Annotated in this window: 15 protein-coding genes; 2 read left to right on the forward strand and 13 right to left on the reverse strand. The window is 52.6% G+C overall.

Annotated features, from left to right (window positions below; translation table 11 throughout):
• Positions 1 to 40: 40 nt before the first annotated feature.
• On the reverse strand, positions 41 to 784 hold the full coding sequence (locus EXZ61_RS14140) for a 16S rRNA pseudouridine(516) synthase (protein WP_142812377.1): 744 nt from the start codon (positions 782 to 784) through the stop codon (positions 41 to 43).
• A gap of 71 nt (positions 785 to 855) precedes the next feature.
• Between EXZ61_RS14140 and EXZ61_RS14145 the strand changes: the two genes are divergently transcribed.
• Positions 856 to 2,385, forward strand: a complete 1,530-nt coding sequence (locus EXZ61_RS14145; protein WP_142812378.1) for a DUF3369 domain-containing protein — start codon at positions 856 to 858, stop codon at positions 2,383 to 2,385.
• A gap of 398 nt (positions 2,386 to 2,783) precedes the next feature.
• Complete coding sequence (gene rfaH, locus EXZ61_RS14150) at positions 2,784 to 3,281, forward strand: transcription/translation regulatory transformer protein RfaH (RefSeq protein WP_142812379.1); 498 nt, start codon at positions 2,784 to 2,786, stop codon at positions 3,279 to 3,281.
• A 47-nt stretch (positions 3,282 to 3,328) separates the two neighbouring features.
• Here rfaH and EXZ61_RS14155 read toward each other — a convergent pair whose 3' ends face one another.
• The 12 genes from EXZ61_RS14155 to EXZ61_RS14210 all read right to left on the reverse strand — a co-directional run bounded on the left by EXZ61_RS14155 (position 3,329) and on the right by EXZ61_RS14210 (position 16,088).
• Positions 3,329 to 5,257, reverse strand: coding sequence for a polysaccharide biosynthesis protein (locus tag EXZ61_RS14155; protein WP_201799139.1), 1,929 nt, complete (start codon positions 5,255 to 5,257; stop codon positions 3,329 to 3,331).
• 50 nt (positions 5,258 to 5,307) lie between these two features.
• Complete coding sequence (locus EXZ61_RS14160; protein ID WP_142812380.1) at positions 5,308 to 5,868, reverse strand: sugar transferase; 561 nt, start codon at positions 5,866 to 5,868, stop codon at positions 5,308 to 5,310.
• A 430-nt stretch (positions 5,869 to 6,298) separates the two neighbouring features.
• Positions 6,299 to 7,420, reverse strand: coding sequence for a non-hydrolyzing UDP-N-acetylglucosamine 2-epimerase (gene wecB, locus EXZ61_RS14165; protein WP_142812381.1), 1,122 nt, complete (start codon positions 7,418 to 7,420; stop codon positions 6,299 to 6,301).
• Positions 7,413 to 8,423, reverse strand: coding sequence for a nucleoside-diphosphate sugar epimerase/dehydratase (locus tag EXZ61_RS14170; protein ID WP_142812382.1), 1,011 nt, complete (start codon positions 8,421 to 8,423; stop codon positions 7,413 to 7,415). Before EXZ61_RS14170 ends, wecB begins: the two co-directional genes overlap by 8 nt.
• A gap of 26 nt (positions 8,424 to 8,449) precedes the next feature.
• Positions 8,450 to 9,304: a dTDP-4-dehydrorhamnose reductase family protein gene (locus tag EXZ61_RS14175; protein ID WP_142812383.1), complete on the reverse strand. Its 855-nt coding sequence runs from the start codon at positions 9,302 to 9,304 to the stop codon at positions 8,450 to 8,452.
• A complete protein-coding gene (locus EXZ61_RS14180) occupies positions 9,301 to 10,539 on the reverse strand; it encodes a glycosyltransferase family 4 protein (RefSeq protein WP_142812384.1) in 1,239 nt (412 codons plus the stop codon). The genes EXZ61_RS14175 and EXZ61_RS14180 overlap by 4 nt, the downstream gene beginning before the upstream one ends.
• A gap of 1 nt (position 10,540) precedes the next feature.
• Positions 10,541 to 11,956, reverse strand: coding sequence for a hypothetical protein (locus tag EXZ61_RS14185; protein WP_142812385.1), 1,416 nt, complete (start codon positions 11,954 to 11,956; stop codon positions 10,541 to 10,543).
• 140 nt (positions 11,957 to 12,096) lie between these two features.
• The gene (locus tag EXZ61_RS14190) at positions 12,097 to 13,245 is read right to left on the reverse strand and encodes a glycosyltransferase (RefSeq protein ID WP_142812386.1); all 1,149 of its coding nucleotides are present in this window, start codon (positions 13,243 to 13,245) and stop codon (positions 12,097 to 12,099) included.
• Entirely contained in the window at positions 13,242 to 14,087 is an 846-nt protein-coding gene (locus EXZ61_RS14195; protein ID WP_237218967.1) for a glycosyltransferase family 2 protein, read from the reverse strand. The genes EXZ61_RS14190 and EXZ61_RS14195 overlap by 4 nt, the downstream gene beginning before the upstream one ends.
• Before the next feature lie 11 nt (positions 14,088 to 14,098).
• Complete coding sequence (locus EXZ61_RS14200; protein ID WP_142812387.1) at positions 14,099 to 14,455, reverse strand: SMR family transporter; 357 nt, start codon at positions 14,453 to 14,455, stop codon at positions 14,099 to 14,101.
• The gene (locus EXZ61_RS14205; RefSeq protein ID WP_142812388.1) at positions 14,452 to 15,297 is read right to left on the reverse strand and encodes a sugar phosphate isomerase/epimerase family protein; all 846 of its coding nucleotides are present in this window, start codon (positions 15,295 to 15,297) and stop codon (positions 14,452 to 14,454) included. Before EXZ61_RS14205 ends, EXZ61_RS14200 begins: the two co-directional genes overlap by 4 nt.
• On the reverse strand, positions 15,297 to 16,088 hold the full coding sequence (locus EXZ61_RS14210; protein WP_142812389.1) for an NAD-dependent epimerase/dehydratase family protein: 792 nt from the start codon (positions 16,086 to 16,088) through the stop codon (positions 15,297 to 15,299). Before EXZ61_RS14210 ends, EXZ61_RS14205 begins: the two co-directional genes overlap by 1 nt.
• Positions 16,089 to 16,091: the final 3 nt, after the last annotated feature.

Consider the following 16,091-nt stretch of genomic DNA (forward strand, 5'->3'; position numbering starts at 1 on the left):
ATATCGCCAATGGATCGCGTGTGCCTCGTAAGCACACCACTCATGCCGCTATTGACGCCAAATCCTCAGAGCTGAGCCACCTCCATTGACCCGGTGCCAAATCAGAAGGAAGGCGAAGCCCTCCGATCTGAGAACGGTGCAAACCTTCCACACGGTTGCTGACTGCAGCCACCATTCGCTTGACTTGGTGGTACTTACCTTCCGTCAAGGTAAGCCGTAAATGGAAATCATCAACCGCCTCACATGCAGCAGCGCGCACAGGCTTAGGATCATCATCTAAGACCACTCCATCCAGCAAACGCTGAACTTGAATCGGTGTCAGCGCATGCTTGACCGTAACTTCGTAAACTTTGGCCACATGGTGCTTGGGTGAGCTCATACGGTGGATAAACTTGCCGTCATCGGTAAGAAGTAACAGCCCAGTGGTGTCTTGATCCAATCTCCCCACTGCCTGCACTCCCTGCACGGCGGCCTTTTGTGGGCGCAAACGCAGTGGAGAAGGCAAAAGCGTGTAGATACTGGGGTAAGTTGATGGTTTTTGTGAGCACTCTGTGCCACTAGGCTTGTTTAACAGGATGTACGCTTTTTCAGCGTAGGGCCAAACGACACCCTGAACCTGAAAGCGAAGCCCCGGCGCTACAAAATCCGCAGTTGCTTGTGTACAAAGCACGGGCGTATCAGGCGCATCTAGTGGAAACACATGAACCAGACCCTGCTGGATGAGCCCGGCACAAACCCGGCGTGTGCCGAAACCTTGGGAATAAAGTACTTCTTGAAGTTGCATAAACACTAGTATCGCAGCACCAATCCGTTAGACTGTTGCATACATGTTTCTCACCAATTTGAGGCGAGCCAATGTCAGATGATATGGTTTTTAGTGACGAGCCCCTGAACTCCACTAAACGGGAAGGCATTGTGCCTTGGCATGTACTCGTCGTAGATGACGAACCCGCTGTGCACGAGGTGACCAAAATGGTTATGGCGGACTTTGAGATGGATGGCCGCCCTCTCTTGTTTACCCATTGCTACAGCGCCAAAGAAGCCCGCTCAGTGCTGGCAAAGCCCAATGACATTGCGCTGATCTTGCTAGATGTGGTGATGGAAACAGACGTCGCAGGCTTAGACTTGGCCAAACACATTCGCAACGAGCTGCACAACGTCAACGTTCGCATTGTTTTGCGCACAGGTCAACCTGGCCAAGCGCCCGAAGAACAGGTGATTCGCGACTATGACATCAACGACTACAAAGAAAAGACGGACCTGACCCGCCGCAAGCTCATTACGGTGTTCTATGCCGGTTTGCGAGCCTACCGCGACCTAATGCGTATTGAGCAAGCCCGCCAAGGACTACGACGGTCCATAGAGTGCATTGGACACATTTGCGACTCTGACAACTTGCATACGTTCGGCTCCGCCTTGTTGGAACAGGTCAACTTGTTGCTCAACTTGAATGGTGAGGGACTCTGCGCCAGCCGTGTTTCGGCTTACACGGCCAATGCGTTTAACGGAAAAATCAGGGTCCTTGCGGCTACGGCCGGGTACTCCGAGCTATTGACAGGGGACGGCCTGCACCAACTCCCTGCTGACGTTCAAGACACCATTCATCGCGTGCTATCAGAGAAAAAGTCACACCACGCCGACCAGCACTATGCGGGCTACTTCCGTACCCGAGCTGGCAGTGAAAGCATCATCTACATGGTGTTTCCAGAAGCGATCAAGCCAGAAGCCCGGGAGCTGCTAGAAATCCTTTCTAGGAATGTTGCAAGCACTTACGATGCGTTGCTCTTACGTGAAGATTCTGAGCACGCGCAACGTGCAACGATTTCCATCCTTGGCAGTGCGATCGAACTGCGTAGCTCTGAATCACTGCCGCATTGGCAACGTGTAGGGGATTTGGCAGCCTTGCTGGCTACTTGGACTGGGGCCAGTGAACAAGACGTTGAACTCATCCGGGTGGCAAGCAGTTTGCACGACGCGGGAAAAGCTTGCGTTCCGGATGCCATACTGAATAAGGCAGTTCCATTGACTCCCGAGGAGCACGAAATACTCAAAGGGCATGCCATGCTTGGGCACACCATGCTGTCACGCTCCAAAGCCCGCGTGCATGCCCTAGGCGCAATCATCGCCCTCGAACACCATGAGCGCTGGGATGGAAGCGGTTACCCTCAAGGACTCAAAGGCGAGAACATCAGCTTGGTTGCTCGCATTGCCGCGATTGCCGACACTTTAGACGCCATGCTAACCCAGCGCCCGTACCACGCAGCTTTGCCGTTAAAGGACGCATTGGCTCATATTTATGCAAGGTCAGGCTCTGATTTCGACCCTAGCTTGGTCACACTGCTTCAAACCCATGCGTCTGAAATCAGTGCCTTGCTAAACAACTGAGTCTTGATGGTTACGCTGGCTTGCTCTTTAGCTTTCCGCGAGGAATGATCGCGGTAGTAACAGCAGCCCGAATTGGCTCACCTGATACAGGCTTTGGTGGAGAAGTATCCTTCTTGGGCTTTTTCGCTTCTTTGTTTGTCTTTTGCTGTCCCTTGGCCATAAGTTGCTCCTTTAAGTGGTCGATTATCAATATCTGTGACGACACGTGGATTATCTACCGACCGGATCTACGCTCAGGACCTCATTGCAAGAGCAAAGCTGTAGTAAGCCTCAAAAGATAGTTTGAAATTGGGACTAGAACCGAGGCCAGTGCGTCGACTCTACCTCGCCCAGCTTCTTTGGCTAGATAATGCGAGAAGTAAATGGCATAAATAAAGACCAAGGGGGGGGCAATAACAATGGAAAACTGGTTTTTAGTTCACACAAAAATTCGCCAAGAACTCGTTGCAGTCGAAAACCTTGAACGTCAAGGCTTCGAGTGTTTCTTGCCCGAAATTCTTGTAGAGAAAATTCGCAATGGCAAGCTTCAAGCCGTGAAGGATCCACTGTTTCCACGCTACCTCTTTATACGGCTAGACACCAGCAAACAGGGGCAGAGTTGGGCCCCTATTCGCTCAACCACGGGCGTTAGCCGTCTAGTCACATTCGGCAACGTACCCGCAAAGGTTTCCGATGAGTTGATCAGTCTGATTCGTGCGCAATCAGCACAAGGACTAGTCATGCACCGACACTTTGAACGCGGTGAACAAGTCGTTGTGGTGGATGGCCCATTTGCCGGGCTCGAAGCCGTTTATCAAATGGCAGATGCGGAAGGACGTGTGATGGTGCTGCTCAGTATCTTGAGTAAACTCGTAAAGATGTCCATAGCGCCAACTTCTCTGCGCAAAGTAAGCTGACCGTTATCCAAATTTTGAGTCAAAGTCGGCCGCGTTACTTATGGGATCTATTCATTTGCGACTGCGTCTCGCTCCAGTGCCAAGTGCACCCAGTCAACCACCTCGCCACTAGGCTGGTAGCCGGGTACCAATTGCTGCAGCAAGGCTCGAATCACGGGCACGTCATTCACGCTCATGGCCAAATTCAGAGAATCTAAGGCCTCTTGTAGCTTGTCCCATGGCACAAAAACCTCGTGGGCCTTCATAATGCGCGTGTGCTGAGTAGGTTGAGGGTCATCACCGATCAACAACTCTTCGTAGAGTTTTTCTCCAGGGCGCAAGCCGGTAGTCACAACCTCGATATCCCCATTTGGGTGGTCATCGTCTTTAACGGTCAACCCGCTCAGCAGCACCATGCGCTCAGCAAGATCGTAGATCCGTACCGGCTGCCCCATATCTAGAACAAACACGTCACCTCCGCTTGCCATAGCGCCAGCTTGGATAACCAATTGAGCAGCTTCAGGAATGGTCATGAAGTAACGTGTGATGTCACTATGCGTTAATGTTATAGGACCCCCACTCATGATTTGAGCCCTGAACAGAGGCACTACGGACCCACTAGATCCAAGCACGTTACCAAAACGTACCATTGAGAAGGCTGTTTTGCGATTGTTCTGTGCCAAGGCCTGCAGCACCATTTCCGCCAATCGCTTGGTAGCCCCCATGATGTTGGTGGGTCGCACAGCCTTATCGGTACTAATTAGCACAAAGCTTTGAACACCATGGCGCATCGCGGCTTCCGCGCAGACCCGGGTTCCCCAAACGTTATTGCGCACTCCCTCTGCCGGGTTGTGTTCCACCAGAGGCACATGCTTGTAAGCTGCGGCGTGGTACACAGTGTGCGGCTTCCATGTATCCATGATCTCGTGCACACGCACTTCGTCGCAGGCAGACCCTAGAAGCGGCACAACTTCAACAGCCGAGTCCAAGGCAATGGCGTGGAGCTCTTGGTGGATTTGGTACAGGGCGAATTCGCTCATTTCCAACAAAAGCAGTAGCTTAGGCTTGGCCCTAAGAATCTGGCGGCACAATTCGCTGCCAATGCTTCCTCCAGCCCCAGTTACTAGCACAACCTTGCCAAGGGTGTTTCGGTTGAGGAGCAACATATTGGGCTTGACGGGTTCGCGACCCAACAGGTCATCAATGTCTAGGTCCCGCACATCACTAAGACTAACCCTGCCGGCAGCCAGATCAGCTACACCCGGCAGCGTGCGCAGCGCAAGCCTGTGCGGCGTAAGCGATTCCAATATCTCGTTACGACGCTGGCGGGATACAGAAGGCAGCGCAAGTAGAACGTCTGTCACGGGGACTTGGGGCAGAATCTCCCCCAAGTCCCCCGGGTTGTAGATGGGCAGACCATTGAGCACATGGCCGTGCAAACGATCATCGTCATCCAAAAAGCCCACCACGCGCATTTCGTGACTATTGCCCATCGCTGCAGCCAATTGCCGCCCAGCACTGCCGGCTCCGTAGATCAGAACCTGCGGCACCGCAAACTTTTTGAGCTGACTTTGGTACAACCCACCAAGCCAAATACGTGCGATAGCCCGCGCAGAGCCCACAAAAACGAGCAGCAACAGTGGCTGGATTAAGCCCACCGTGCGTGGCACACCGGGAACACCCAAGAAGGTAAAAACAGTGGCAAAAAGCACTCCATACAACACCATCACTCGTGCGACTGCCACCATCGCAGGTAGTCCGCTGTATCTAAAGATAGCCCTATAGAGTCCAGCCGTCACAAATATAGGTATTGCAATCGCAATCGATGCACCAACCGGCCATAGCATCGCTCCCGAAATAGGCTGAAACTCACCAAGTCGCAAGTAAAAAGCCAGCCAAACCGTCAAAACACACAAACCGCCGTCTACCGCTAATGCAATGGCACGTTTGGCGGGACGTGGCAGGGCCAAAACAGGGGCGGCCAGACCGCCCAACAGACGGTGCACGACGTCGATCGCAGTCGGAGGAGACTGATCTTTTATTTGGCTCAATGGGAAACCCCATCTCTAGCGAGGACCTTCAGTGCTGTCATCCAGAGTATTTTCAAGTCCAACCCGAAGGAGCGACTCTGCAGGTAGTACACGTCGAGTTGCACTTTTTGAGGAATGGGCAATTCGTCGCGACCGTTCACTTGCGCCCAGCCGGTAAGACCAGGTACCAGTGCGTGCACCCCCGCTTGGGTGCGCAGCGCAATCAGGTCCTTCTGGTTGAATAGCGCGGGCCGGGGGCCGACAAAGCTCATGTCACCTTTGAGTATGCTCCAGAGTTGAGGCAATTCGTCTAGGCTGGATTTACGCAGAAAGGAGCCGATGGGGGTCAGGTAATTCTCAGGGCTGTTCAGCAAGTGGGTGGCCACTGCGGGGGTGTCTACACACATGGAGCGAAACTTGGGCATCTTGAAAATCTTGTTATTGCGGCCGACACGGTCACTCCAATAAAGCACAGGCCCTGGCGAAGTCATCCGCACCATTACAGAGGTGATAAGCAAGGGCACGCCAAATAGGATTGCGGCCAGCAGTGCGAGCATTAAGTCAAAAATTCTCTTCATTGGGTCTACGACGCTCTATGAGTAAAGGGCAGGCCTGCAAGCCCACTTTATAGAACAGTTTGGGTTCGATTTGGAAAAATGCATCCACTATTTGGTTTGATGCGGGTTCCTGTGACCACTTCGTCATTTAGTCCGCCTATGTGCTTTGCGGGATTGGGGCACGATATTCTCGTCTGATCGTGTCCAATCATGAGGAGGCACATCACCTCAAACAGCAGCGGGCTCAAGTACTCGAATAAGCACCTCACCAGGAATGTTCATACCCTCGTTCAGCCGGCTGATCATGCAGATAAACAGCGAAGATATGTACAAAAGAACTTCGTATGCGCTGTTAAGGGGGCAATGTAGGGCTCAGTATCTTTCACTAGCATGTTTGCCTGTTTCATCACCCTGATGCGCAGTCAGGGCAAGCTATAGCGACACGTGGACCTCACTGCCGCCATACAGTGCGGTTCACATATCCGGTGTAACTCATCACCAAGCGTAAAATTTTGCGTGAGACCGCCGGTGCTAGATAGTCCGTCACTTGGCGCATAGGACCATGCTCGGCAAATTGCTCACAGACAACTTTAACGGCATAGAGCACTTCTTCTTTCTTGAGGCCGCACATGATCAACGTACCCTCATCCATGCCCTCCGGGCGCTCATGCGCGTAGCGGATGGTAATAGCGGGAATATTCAGCAAAGTGGACTCTTCAGTGATGGTACCGCTGTCAGAGATCACGCATTTGGCCTCCATCTGCAACTTTATAAAGTCAAAAAAACCTAGAGGTCTGGCAAAATCTACTAATGAGTGAATTTCTGTCACGCCCAGCGCATCCAAGCGCTTGCGAGTGCGCGGGTGCGTGGAAACGATGATCGGGAAACCGTAAGTGTCGGCTAGCGCGTTTAGCGTGGTGACCAGATCGCGCAAGTTTTCTGGAGTATCTACATTTTCTTCACGGTGGGCGCTGACCACGAAAAACTCGCCGCGCTTGAATCCGAGTCGTTGCACTGCATCTGACTTTTCGATGCTTGGCATGTAGTGCGTCAGCACTTCGTCCATGTGCGAGCCTGTCTTGACTATGGTCTCTGGCCGGATTCCTTCGGCAATCAGATAGCGGCGAGCATGCTCGGTCAGCACGAGGTTAATGTCGCTCAGGTGATCCAGTACTTTGCGGTTGAGCTCCTCGGGCACACGCTGGTCAAAGCAGCGGTTGCCCGCCTCCATGTGGAACACCGGGATCTTCCGCCGCTTGGCGGCAATCACGGCCAAGCATGAATTAGTGTCACCATAAAGCAGCACGGCATCCGGCTCTTCTTTGGCAAAGATTTCGTCGGCCTTCATGATGACCTGCGCAATGGTTTGCGCGGCGTTTTCTCCGACCGCGCCCAGAAAATGATCAGGCTTGCGGATTTCCAGGTCCTCAAAAAAAATCTGGTTCAGTTCGTAGTCGTAGTTTTGCCCGGTATGAACGAGCACGTGCCGGGTGTGACGGTCCAACTCGGCGATCACACGGCTCATCTTGATGAGCTCGGGCCGAGTGCCCACGATGGTCATGACTTTAAGCATGGAGTTCTTCCTTGATGTAATCCAGTTCTAGCAAAAGTTTTTTGATCCGCTCAACATCCAGCCGATCCGTGTTGTGCGAGGTGTAGTCGTCCAGATGCGACAACTTTTCCTCTCCCTCGCTGAAGTACTGGGCATAATTCAAATCCCGGTTATCGGCAGGCACACGGAAATAGTCGCCCATGTCTTCCGCCTTGGCCATTTCCTCGCGAGAAATCAGGGACTCATAGAGTTTTTCCCCATGACGCGTTCCGATGATGCGAACGGGGTTGTCTTTCCTGAAAATTTCCTTGAGCGCCTGGGCCAGGTCGGCCACGGTGGAAGCCGGCGCCTTCTGCACAAACAGGTCGCCCTGCTTGCCGTGCTGGAAGGCATACAAAACCAAGTCCACGGAGTCTTCCAACGACATCAAAAAGCGCGTCATGGCCGGGTCAGTCACCGTCAACGGCTTACCCTCCTTGATCTGCGACACAAACAGCGGAATAACAGAGCCCCTTGACGCCATAACGTTTCCGTATCGGGTGGCACACATTACAGTCTCGTTTTCTCGCTGGGTGCGTGCCTTGGCAACCATCAGTTTTTCAGCCATCGCCTTGGAGATACCCATGGCATTGATGGGGTACACTGCCTTGTCGGTACTGAGAACCACCACCCGCTTGACGCCATTGGCCGTGGCGGCGTTCATAACGTTCTCAGTGCCCAGCACATTGGTACGCACAGCCTCCATCGGATAGAACTCGCAAGATGGCACCTGTTTCAAGGCCGCAGCATGGAACACATAGTCCACCCCCTTGATGGCCTGCGAAACGCTGTCGTACTCACGCACATCGCCGATGTAGAACTTCAGCTTGCTATGGTTGAGCGCAATGCGCATCTCTTCCTGCTTTTTTTCATCGCGGCTGAAGATACGGATTTCACGCACATCGGTGGCCAAAAAGCGCTTCAAGACGGTGTGGCCAAAAGACCCCGTCCCGCCGGTAATCATCAACACCTTGTTATTGAACATGTTGTCCCCGTTCTGGTTGTCCCGTGTTATCTGGATGCGTGCATTGCGTGAATTAGTTCCGGCCAACCTGCCGCCTTGTAACCCGTAACTTGGCTAAAGCGCGAGGAGTTGAGCGAACGATCGATCGTAAACTCATCATCACGAACAACATCAATCTGCTTGCAATACGCTTTGGCAATGAACTTCAGCAACTCATACTTGCCTATCGGATCTGCGCCCACATGGTACAGCCCGTGCAAATCATGTTGAGGGATCACCACTTCTCGCACCACGCGCGCAAATTCAGTACTGGGCAGGCCCGAGAAGATGGCGCGGTTGAATCCCTTGCAGCTTCCCTGCTGCGCCAAGAACCACTCTAGCAAGCCGTAGGCGCTCTGCAGTTCATGGCCGATGGTCGAGGTGCGCAAGGTGATGGCATGCGAGTAGTCCACTTCGCCCAGATACTTGGACTTGCCGTACACATCACCCGCATCCGGCGCATCTGTTTCGGCATAATTGCCTTTGGTACCGGCAAAGACACAGTCGGTACTCACATGAATCAAGCGGGCACCCGCCACAGCGCATAGGTCTGCCATGCGATGAGGCAACAGCGCGTTGAGCGGCAGCGCCAACTGCGGATCCTCCGCCACCTTGTGGTGCTTGGTCAAGCCAATGCAGTTGACCACCACCTCCGGCTTCACGCGCGCAAACATCCGCACCAGGGCGTCATGCTTTTCCACATCAACACCGGCCAGCAGCTTGTCTTGCTGCTCGCGTGAGAAAAATCTCTTGCCATCAGCAGAGCGCAAGGTGCCCCACACCTGCCACTCTTTTTTTGCACTGAGCACGCGGAACATGGCGCTGCCGATCATGCCGCTTGCGCCGAACACCAGAACCTTCATACCGCATCCTCACCAGTTTTGGACGTAGCGCGCAAGTGCGCCATCAGCTCATCTACAAGTTTGTCGTGATCGAAATGCGCCTTGAAGTAGCGCCGCCCATTGGCACCCAGCCTCGCCCTGTCTTCGGATGGCATCTGGTACAACCGCAAAACGGCAGCTGCCAGGGCCTTGGCATCCTGCGCCGGCACGCTCAAACCGGCCTGCGCCTCCCCCACCAGACGCGCGCCTTCACCGTTGAGGCAGGCTAAGATGGGGCGACCCGCTGCCATATAGGCCTGTACTTTGTTGGGCACAGTCATGGCAAAAATCGGCTCGTCGGCCAAAGTCACCAACAGCGCCCCTGCCTTTTGCATCAAACCCGGCATGGTGTTGACCGGAAAGCGCCCGGGCAAATGAAGATTGGTTAGCGCCCGGCTTTGCACCTGCTCATGCATCCAGTCCCATCGGCTGCCTTGCCCGAAGACAACGAAACGGATTTGCGGAACATCCTTGAGCAAAGAGGCCGTCTCCACCATCACCTCCACCGCCTGGCCCGCCCCCACATTGCCGGCAAACACGACGGCGAAGCCTTCATCCAGCGCCGGAACTACGGGAAGGAGGACGTCTGGGGATGGGGGCTCAGCAAACGTCCCATCAACCGAGTTGGGGTAATAGGCTACGGGCTTGCCCGGTGCTAGGGCCGCAACGGGCGCTTCGAACGCATGCGATTGCACCAGCAGCAGATCAGTGTGCCGGTATATCCAGCGCACCACCCACTTCACCGCATGCAGCACGCGGGCGTTGCGCACATAACCGGTCGCCGAGAGACTTTCGGGCCACAGGTCTTGCACCCAGACTATTACCTTGCTTCCTTTCAGCCATCCAATAAACAGAGCGGGGATAGCCAGAAAAATTGGCGAAAGGCCATACGCAAAAATCACATCGTATTTGCCCTTGCGCACCATCCATGTGCCACAGAACAACCCGAAAAAAACAAAAGAGAGATAGTTGAGCAACAACCCCAAGCGGCTGTCTCTGCCACGGGGAAACAGAGGAACGCGGTGCAACAAAGCGCCTTTCCACTGTTCTCGATGGAGGCCAAAGGCACGGTAACCCGGTGCTATGACCCCCTCGGGGTAATTAGGCTTGCCCGTCAATACTTCGACTTCTATCCCACGATCAACTAGGCTCGCCACAATCGCATTGATGCGGAAATTCTCCGGCCAAAAATATTGGCTTACTATGAGTACGCGCACGTCAACCCCTTATACGAGAAGCAAGTGTCTCAGGCCGGCTCCAAAGTGCCAACGAGGCAACGAGGACGAGGCTGACGAACAACCATACTGGGAAAATCTGGAAGCGCATGACAAAACCAGACAACATGCAAAACAACAGTGCAGCAAGTGCATAAACATTGGAGAGGTATGGTTTTGCCGCACAAACCTGTACGCCCCAAGCCAGCAACCCAGACACTGACAGAATTACAGTGCCCAACCCGAACCACCCAGTGTCCTGGTACAAAACAAGCCAGCCAGCATCGCGCCCCTCACCCACAAAGCGCCCTTCTATCGACTCCACTATCTCACGTGGGGAAACTTGTGAGAAATCAATCGGACTACCTCCAATCAATTGATACAGCTCACTGATTACATGACCAATTTTCATCAACCCATAATTCATCAATTGAACAGGCGCGACGGCGAACCGTTCCCCTAGCAAGGCGATTTCATGCCAACCAACTGCGCTAGTCAGGAAGTGAGGCGCCACCCAAGCGGCACCGACATATATTGCCAGCATGGTCATAGGCAGCACCATCAGAGGCAGCCAGATCAACCGCTTTCCAAATAGCAGCAGCAGCGCCATCGGTGCGAACAATGCCACCAGCAGCAGATAACCCGAACTACGCGATCCGGAGAAATATATCGCTACCGATGACAGAACCATGCCCGACAACATCATTTTCCGATGCCGTTTATGCTCATCCAAACCATAGGCGCAGCCTAGATATACGAGCGATGCCCAATAACCGAATAAATTTGGATTGAACAGGATAGAGCTCGCACGATAAACCATCACCCCCGTACTGCTCATCGTGCCGGCCCAAGAGGAATGGGTGAACACCTCGTAGACGGCTATACAGTTTACTGCACCAAACACGAGCAGGCCAACCACTCCCCACATGTATCCGCGATCGATATCAATCACCTGCTCACCACTCATAGACAGGAAGGCAATTAGCGAAAAAGCGAGCATCGCCTCAATTGAGATCACATTCTTTAACTGCAGCCAGTCGCCGTCCTGCACATTGAAAAGATAGCCTGTAAATATGGCAACCATGACCAGCAATACTGAGAGAATTAATATTCTGTCGACTTCACGATTCAATGGAAATTGCTTGTAGGCCAGCTTACCCAATAGAACAACTACAACACCAACCAAAGACAGCGCAGATATCCCTGCCAGCACCCCCCCTCCATTCAGATGCATTGCGGCCATCACGCCCACCCTATCTGAACTTACCAATGCTGCAACAGAAAAACCAAAGTGCAATGTGCCATATACAAACGAAACAAATAACAGCGTTACAACATCCCTCCTGCGATTCAGAATTAAAAATAAAAAAATAACCAATAACACATTAATCAACTCAACTAGGTTTATATTTGCACCCATGAAAATATCAAAATAAACACACAACCAATATAAAAATAATTTTTACTATGCAATCTTATAATAATTTTTAGCAACCTTCACGCCCCATATTGTATTTTACGCAACGGCTTCTTTTAATTTTCACCACTTTAGACAGGCAATCAAAGCGATTTTCGACCAACTTTCTGAATCAAGTTAAAATACAATTCCCAGTAACGCCGTATCACCACCACCCAAGAGTACTCCCCCATTACATATTTATGTATCGTACCCGCCGCCACTTCGATCTTCCCTGTATCTGACAAAACTTTATGCAGCCCCGTACTTATCCCTTCAATCGTAGCCGGTACCACCCAACCCGCCCCATTATCGGCAATTTGATTAAAACCGCATTGATTCGTCAGTAATACGGGCGTGCCAGCCACCCCAGCCTCAAGCACAACAATTGACATCGCCTCATGTCTTGAGGGAATGGCCAAGAATGTTGCGGCATGATAGGCGTGCGACTTATCTGCCCCACCTAGATAGCCGAGAAAGTGCACTCGATCTGCGACATTCTCAGCTTTCACAAGCGCCTTCAATTCTGCCAGCATACCTCCATCCGGCCCCACAAATACCAGATCAATTGCCGGGAATTTATCCTTGATTGTGCAAAAAGCTTGCAGCAACATGTCAGGCCCTTTGATCAGGTTCAAACGTCCCACAAACAGAATGAAGGCCTTCCCCAAACCGAATTTGGCTCGGAATCCCGCATCATCTTCAGCAAGGAAGTCTGATTCTGCGATCCCATTGGGAATTACATGGACTCTATCTTGCTCTACCCCATACGCCCTAAATGAACTGAGCTCATCTGGAGTTACCGCTATGCACATCGATGCATCGCGTATTATTTTTCCACCAACAACTGTATTATAGATTTTCTTGAATAATTTCGACCTACCAAAAATATCCAACGCCCCGGCAGGACAAACCACATATGGCTTTTTTTGTTTGCGCACCGCGAGATACACCAGTGCATTAAGTACCGTCCAATGGCCCATCAGGTGAATCACATCCGCTTCCGCCACAAGGTCATTTATTTGGCGAAAGGAAAATTTGGGCACATAAAACCTCCTGACGAGACAAGGCAATGCGATCACCCGCCCCTCTCCAAGAAAGCTTTTCCTTTCGGCATCCAATCCTGTATCGATGGTCAAAATACGGCAGTCCGCCCCGGATTGGGCGAGCGCTTTGCTCATCTGAAAAGATCTTTCTGCCTCCCCCCCGCCGGTAACCGGATCTATCGTATTGCTCACATTTAATATCTTCATTGCGGATATCGTTGTCCGATTTGAGCAGCGGGAGCATCGTAGGAGCCGAAACACGCCAGAAAGAGCACTTTGAGAACAGACCAATTTCCCTTGAGGCCGCTGATCTTGGTCGGAACATCACCCGTCATGGGATATCTCCTAACTGTTGGCATCTCGGCGCAACTATAACCGAGCCTTGGTATCCGATAAGAAAGATACGCAAGCAGCTCATAACCGCTAAAGACATTGCGAAACGGCGCGACTTTTTCATCCAGCAACACTCTTTTGCTGTACGCCCTAAAACCCTGAGTCGTGTCCGTCCAGTGGAATCCCGAGAACAAACTCAACATCGGTGCATGAACAAAACGGATGGCTAGGTCGCGCGATTTTGGTGTGTTCTCAGCCCCCCCCCCGGCAATGAACCGCGAGGCTTGCACGAAATCCACACCGCCCTGCAAGGCATCGACAAAACGCGGTATCGCTTCCGGATCATCCTTGTCGTTTCCGTCTATCGTGACTATTCCTTCATAACCTTGATCAAGTGCAAAGGCATAGGCACAACGCAGTTGGGCACTCAATTTACCGGGCCCGGTTTTAACCAGCAAGGCGCGTACGCCTTGCTGTTGAAGTGACTCCAAGCCCAGCGAAGCATCGGTGCTGCCGCCATCCACTATGATGATGTCAGTAAGTTCGGCAATGTTGTATGCCGCCATTCGGGCGAGCAGACTCTGTATCCTTGCCCCTTCATTGATGACAGGGATCACGACGCAATAAGAGCGCTGTCGTCCTAACCACAGCGGAGTATCAAATATCGGAACCTGCCAGGTCCCGCGCATTTCCGGAGGTGAATCTGAAGTCATCATCTGCTTTCTGTTTAACCGACACGCACTGTGATCAAGGCTACACCGGCAATTACCAGCAATATGCCAACGATGGTGGTCCAATAAAAAGGCTCACGAAACACCACATATGAAAATACCGCCACGGTCGCAACCGCTCCGGCAGTTAGCACAGGATGTGCGACATTCAAGGGTAGACGAGCCAAAGCGGCAGCATAGAGCAGGAACGCCACCCCATAGAGCAGCAAGCCTAACCAGAATGGCAAGTTACTCAATGCGCCCAGTGGGTCACTCGGACTTGGAAATTTCCGGGGCGGCATCATTGCCATCTTGACCAACACGCTTGCTGAAGCATTGGACGCAATGCCTACGATCAGGATCAACCACTTCATGCCACAGCCCCTGCCATGCCGACCGGTTGATCACGGTAATAGCAAATAGCGACTGCCAGCGCTCGCTCTATTGCGGCGATATTGGCTCCCGCCTTGGGAGGTAACATTTCAATAGTCACGACCTGATCCGGCACACGCGCACGCAGTTGCGAGGCTGCAGACGAATGATCAGCACAGCCATCGCCCAATGTCGCGAGATCAGGCTCGCTGGCATGGACGTGGCCAATTAGTGCGGCGTGCTCACTAATGACCTGCGCCACATCCTCACCGTTGATTGCCATAGCACCGGTATCCAGTTGCATGCGAATGGCGGGATGGTCTACCGCGCCCACGACGCTCGCCGTTTCCGCACTGTCGGTCATGAAATTGGCACCATAGCAAGGCGGGTTGGGCTCAAGGCATATCACCACGCCATGACAGCTAGCGACATCTCCCAGTCGCCTGAAGAAGCGGATGGCCATATCACGAGCCACTTCATTCGATAGTGCCGAACGATCTCGATTCTTGGGTGAGCCAAACACCAGCTTCTTTGCGCCCAGCCCCGCACCGAGTCCGCATACCGCCTGCAAATGTTCCAGCAGTGCGGCCTGCGTATTCTGCGATCCAAACAGATTCAGCCCCGTGGTACCGAATAGCAGTGCTTGCATTCCTGTGATCTCGATCCCGCCATTGCGCCACCACTCGCGCACACGCGCAATGTCGCCAGGGCGGGCATTTTTAGGATCCGGAAAATACTTGCTGGGCGCCACATCAATCGCATCGACCCCATATTTGTTCAACAGCGCTACGACCTGCTCATCTTCTGATACATCCCAGGCGATATTGGAAATCGCAATCCTCATCAAACCTTCCCGCCTTCTGCTTTGATGGAAATAGGCTCTGATTGTGCATATGAACGAACCGCCTGAATGGTTTCCCGTTTGCTGTACTGGTAGCCACCCTGTCCACCAAACACATGGGCATACCGGGACTGTAAATCGTAACGGGCCGGCGAGTTAGCCAATGTCTGATCGAATGTTTTGCCAAAACCTGTTGCTGACAGCTCCGCCACACTAAGAGGCTCAGCTGTAAGATGAACAAGCTTTAAATCGGCTTCAAGTGCGGTCTGAATATCGAACCAGAGATTGACCATAGGGTAGAACTGGAACACGCCCCGGCTATCGATTGCGTGAAGGTTGTTGCCATTCAAAAAATCAAAGATCAAGTTCTTACGCAAACCCGGCCCGACCAAGCCAGGTAATCTGACTATCAGATGATGCGCGAAGTGCGCCTCAACGAATTGCTCAAGCATTCGACGATGCAAACCATAAGGATGCAGGTCAGCCTCAGCGACTGGCGTGTCCTCATTGACGCCGATAGGACTTTTGAAAACATCAACGGTGCTGATCAGCACAAAAGTTTTGCACTGTACCGTCTTCAGATGAGCAATCAGCCCTTCGATCTTTTGACGGTCCACATCTGGCTCGCGGTTGGCGATCCACTTCTGTGCGGGGGCGGCGGCACAGACCAGCAGATCAAATCGACGTCCGCCAATGTCATTTATATTGGCGGAGCTAAAATTTTGCCCAAAACCACGCTGTTTTAGCAGTATTGAACCCACGAACCCAGTGTAACCGACCAAAGCATCAGACATCTG

This window comes from Rhodoferax aquaticus (assembly GCF_006974105.1).
Taxonomy (GTDB): domain Bacteria; phylum Pseudomonadota; class Gammaproteobacteria; order Burkholderiales; family Burkholderiaceae_C; genus Allorhodoferax; species Allorhodoferax aquaticus_A.

Excerpts from the sequence above, each read along its gene's own strand:
- EXZ61_RS14140 (WP_142812377.1), bottom strand. The coding sequence starts at position 784 with ATGCAACTTCAAGAAGTACTTTATTCCCAAGGTTTCGGCACACGCCGG.
- EXZ61_RS14145 (WP_142812378.1), top strand. The coding sequence starts at position 856 with ATGTCAGATGATATGGTTTTTAGTGACGAGCCCCTGAACTCCACTAAA.
- rfaH (WP_142812379.1), top strand. The coding sequence starts at position 2,784 with ATGGAAAACTGGTTTTTAGTTCACACAAAAATTCGCCAAGAACTCGTT.
- EXZ61_RS14160 (WP_142812380.1), bottom strand. The coding sequence starts at position 5,868 with ATGAAGAGAATTTTTGACTTAATGCTCGCACTGCTGGCCGCAATCCTA.
- wecB (WP_142812381.1), bottom strand. The coding sequence starts at position 7,420 with ATGCTTAAAGTCATGACCATCGTGGGCACTCGGCCCGAGCTCATCAAG.
- EXZ61_RS14170 (WP_142812382.1), bottom strand. The coding sequence starts at position 8,423 with ATGTTCAATAACAAGGTGTTGATGATTACCGGCGGGACGGGGTCTTTT.
- EXZ61_RS14175 (WP_142812383.1), bottom strand. The coding sequence starts at position 9,304 with ATGAAGGTTCTGGTGTTCGGCGCAAGCGGCATGATCGGCAGCGCCATG.
- EXZ61_RS14185 (WP_142812385.1), bottom strand. The coding sequence starts at position 11,956 with ATGGGTGCAAATATAAACCTAGTTGAGTTGATTAATGTGTTATTGGTT.
- EXZ61_RS14190 (WP_142812386.1), bottom strand. The coding sequence starts at position 13,245 with ATGAAGATATTAAATGTGAGCAATACGATAGATCCGGTTACCGGCGGG.
- EXZ61_RS14195 (WP_237218967.1), bottom strand. The coding sequence starts at position 14,087 with ATGATGACTTCAGATTCACCTCCGGAAATGCGCGGGACCTGGCAGGTT.
- EXZ61_RS14200 (WP_142812387.1), bottom strand. The coding sequence starts at position 14,455 with ATGAAGTGGTTGATCCTGATCGTAGGCATTGCGTCCAATGCTTCAGCA.
- EXZ61_RS14205 (WP_142812388.1), bottom strand. The coding sequence starts at position 15,297 with ATGAGGATTGCGATTTCCAATATCGCCTGGGATGTATCAGAAGATGAG.
- EXZ61_RS14210 (WP_142812389.1), bottom strand. The coding sequence starts at position 16,088 with ATGTCTGATGCTTTGGTCGGTTACACTGGGTTCGTGGGTTCAATACTG.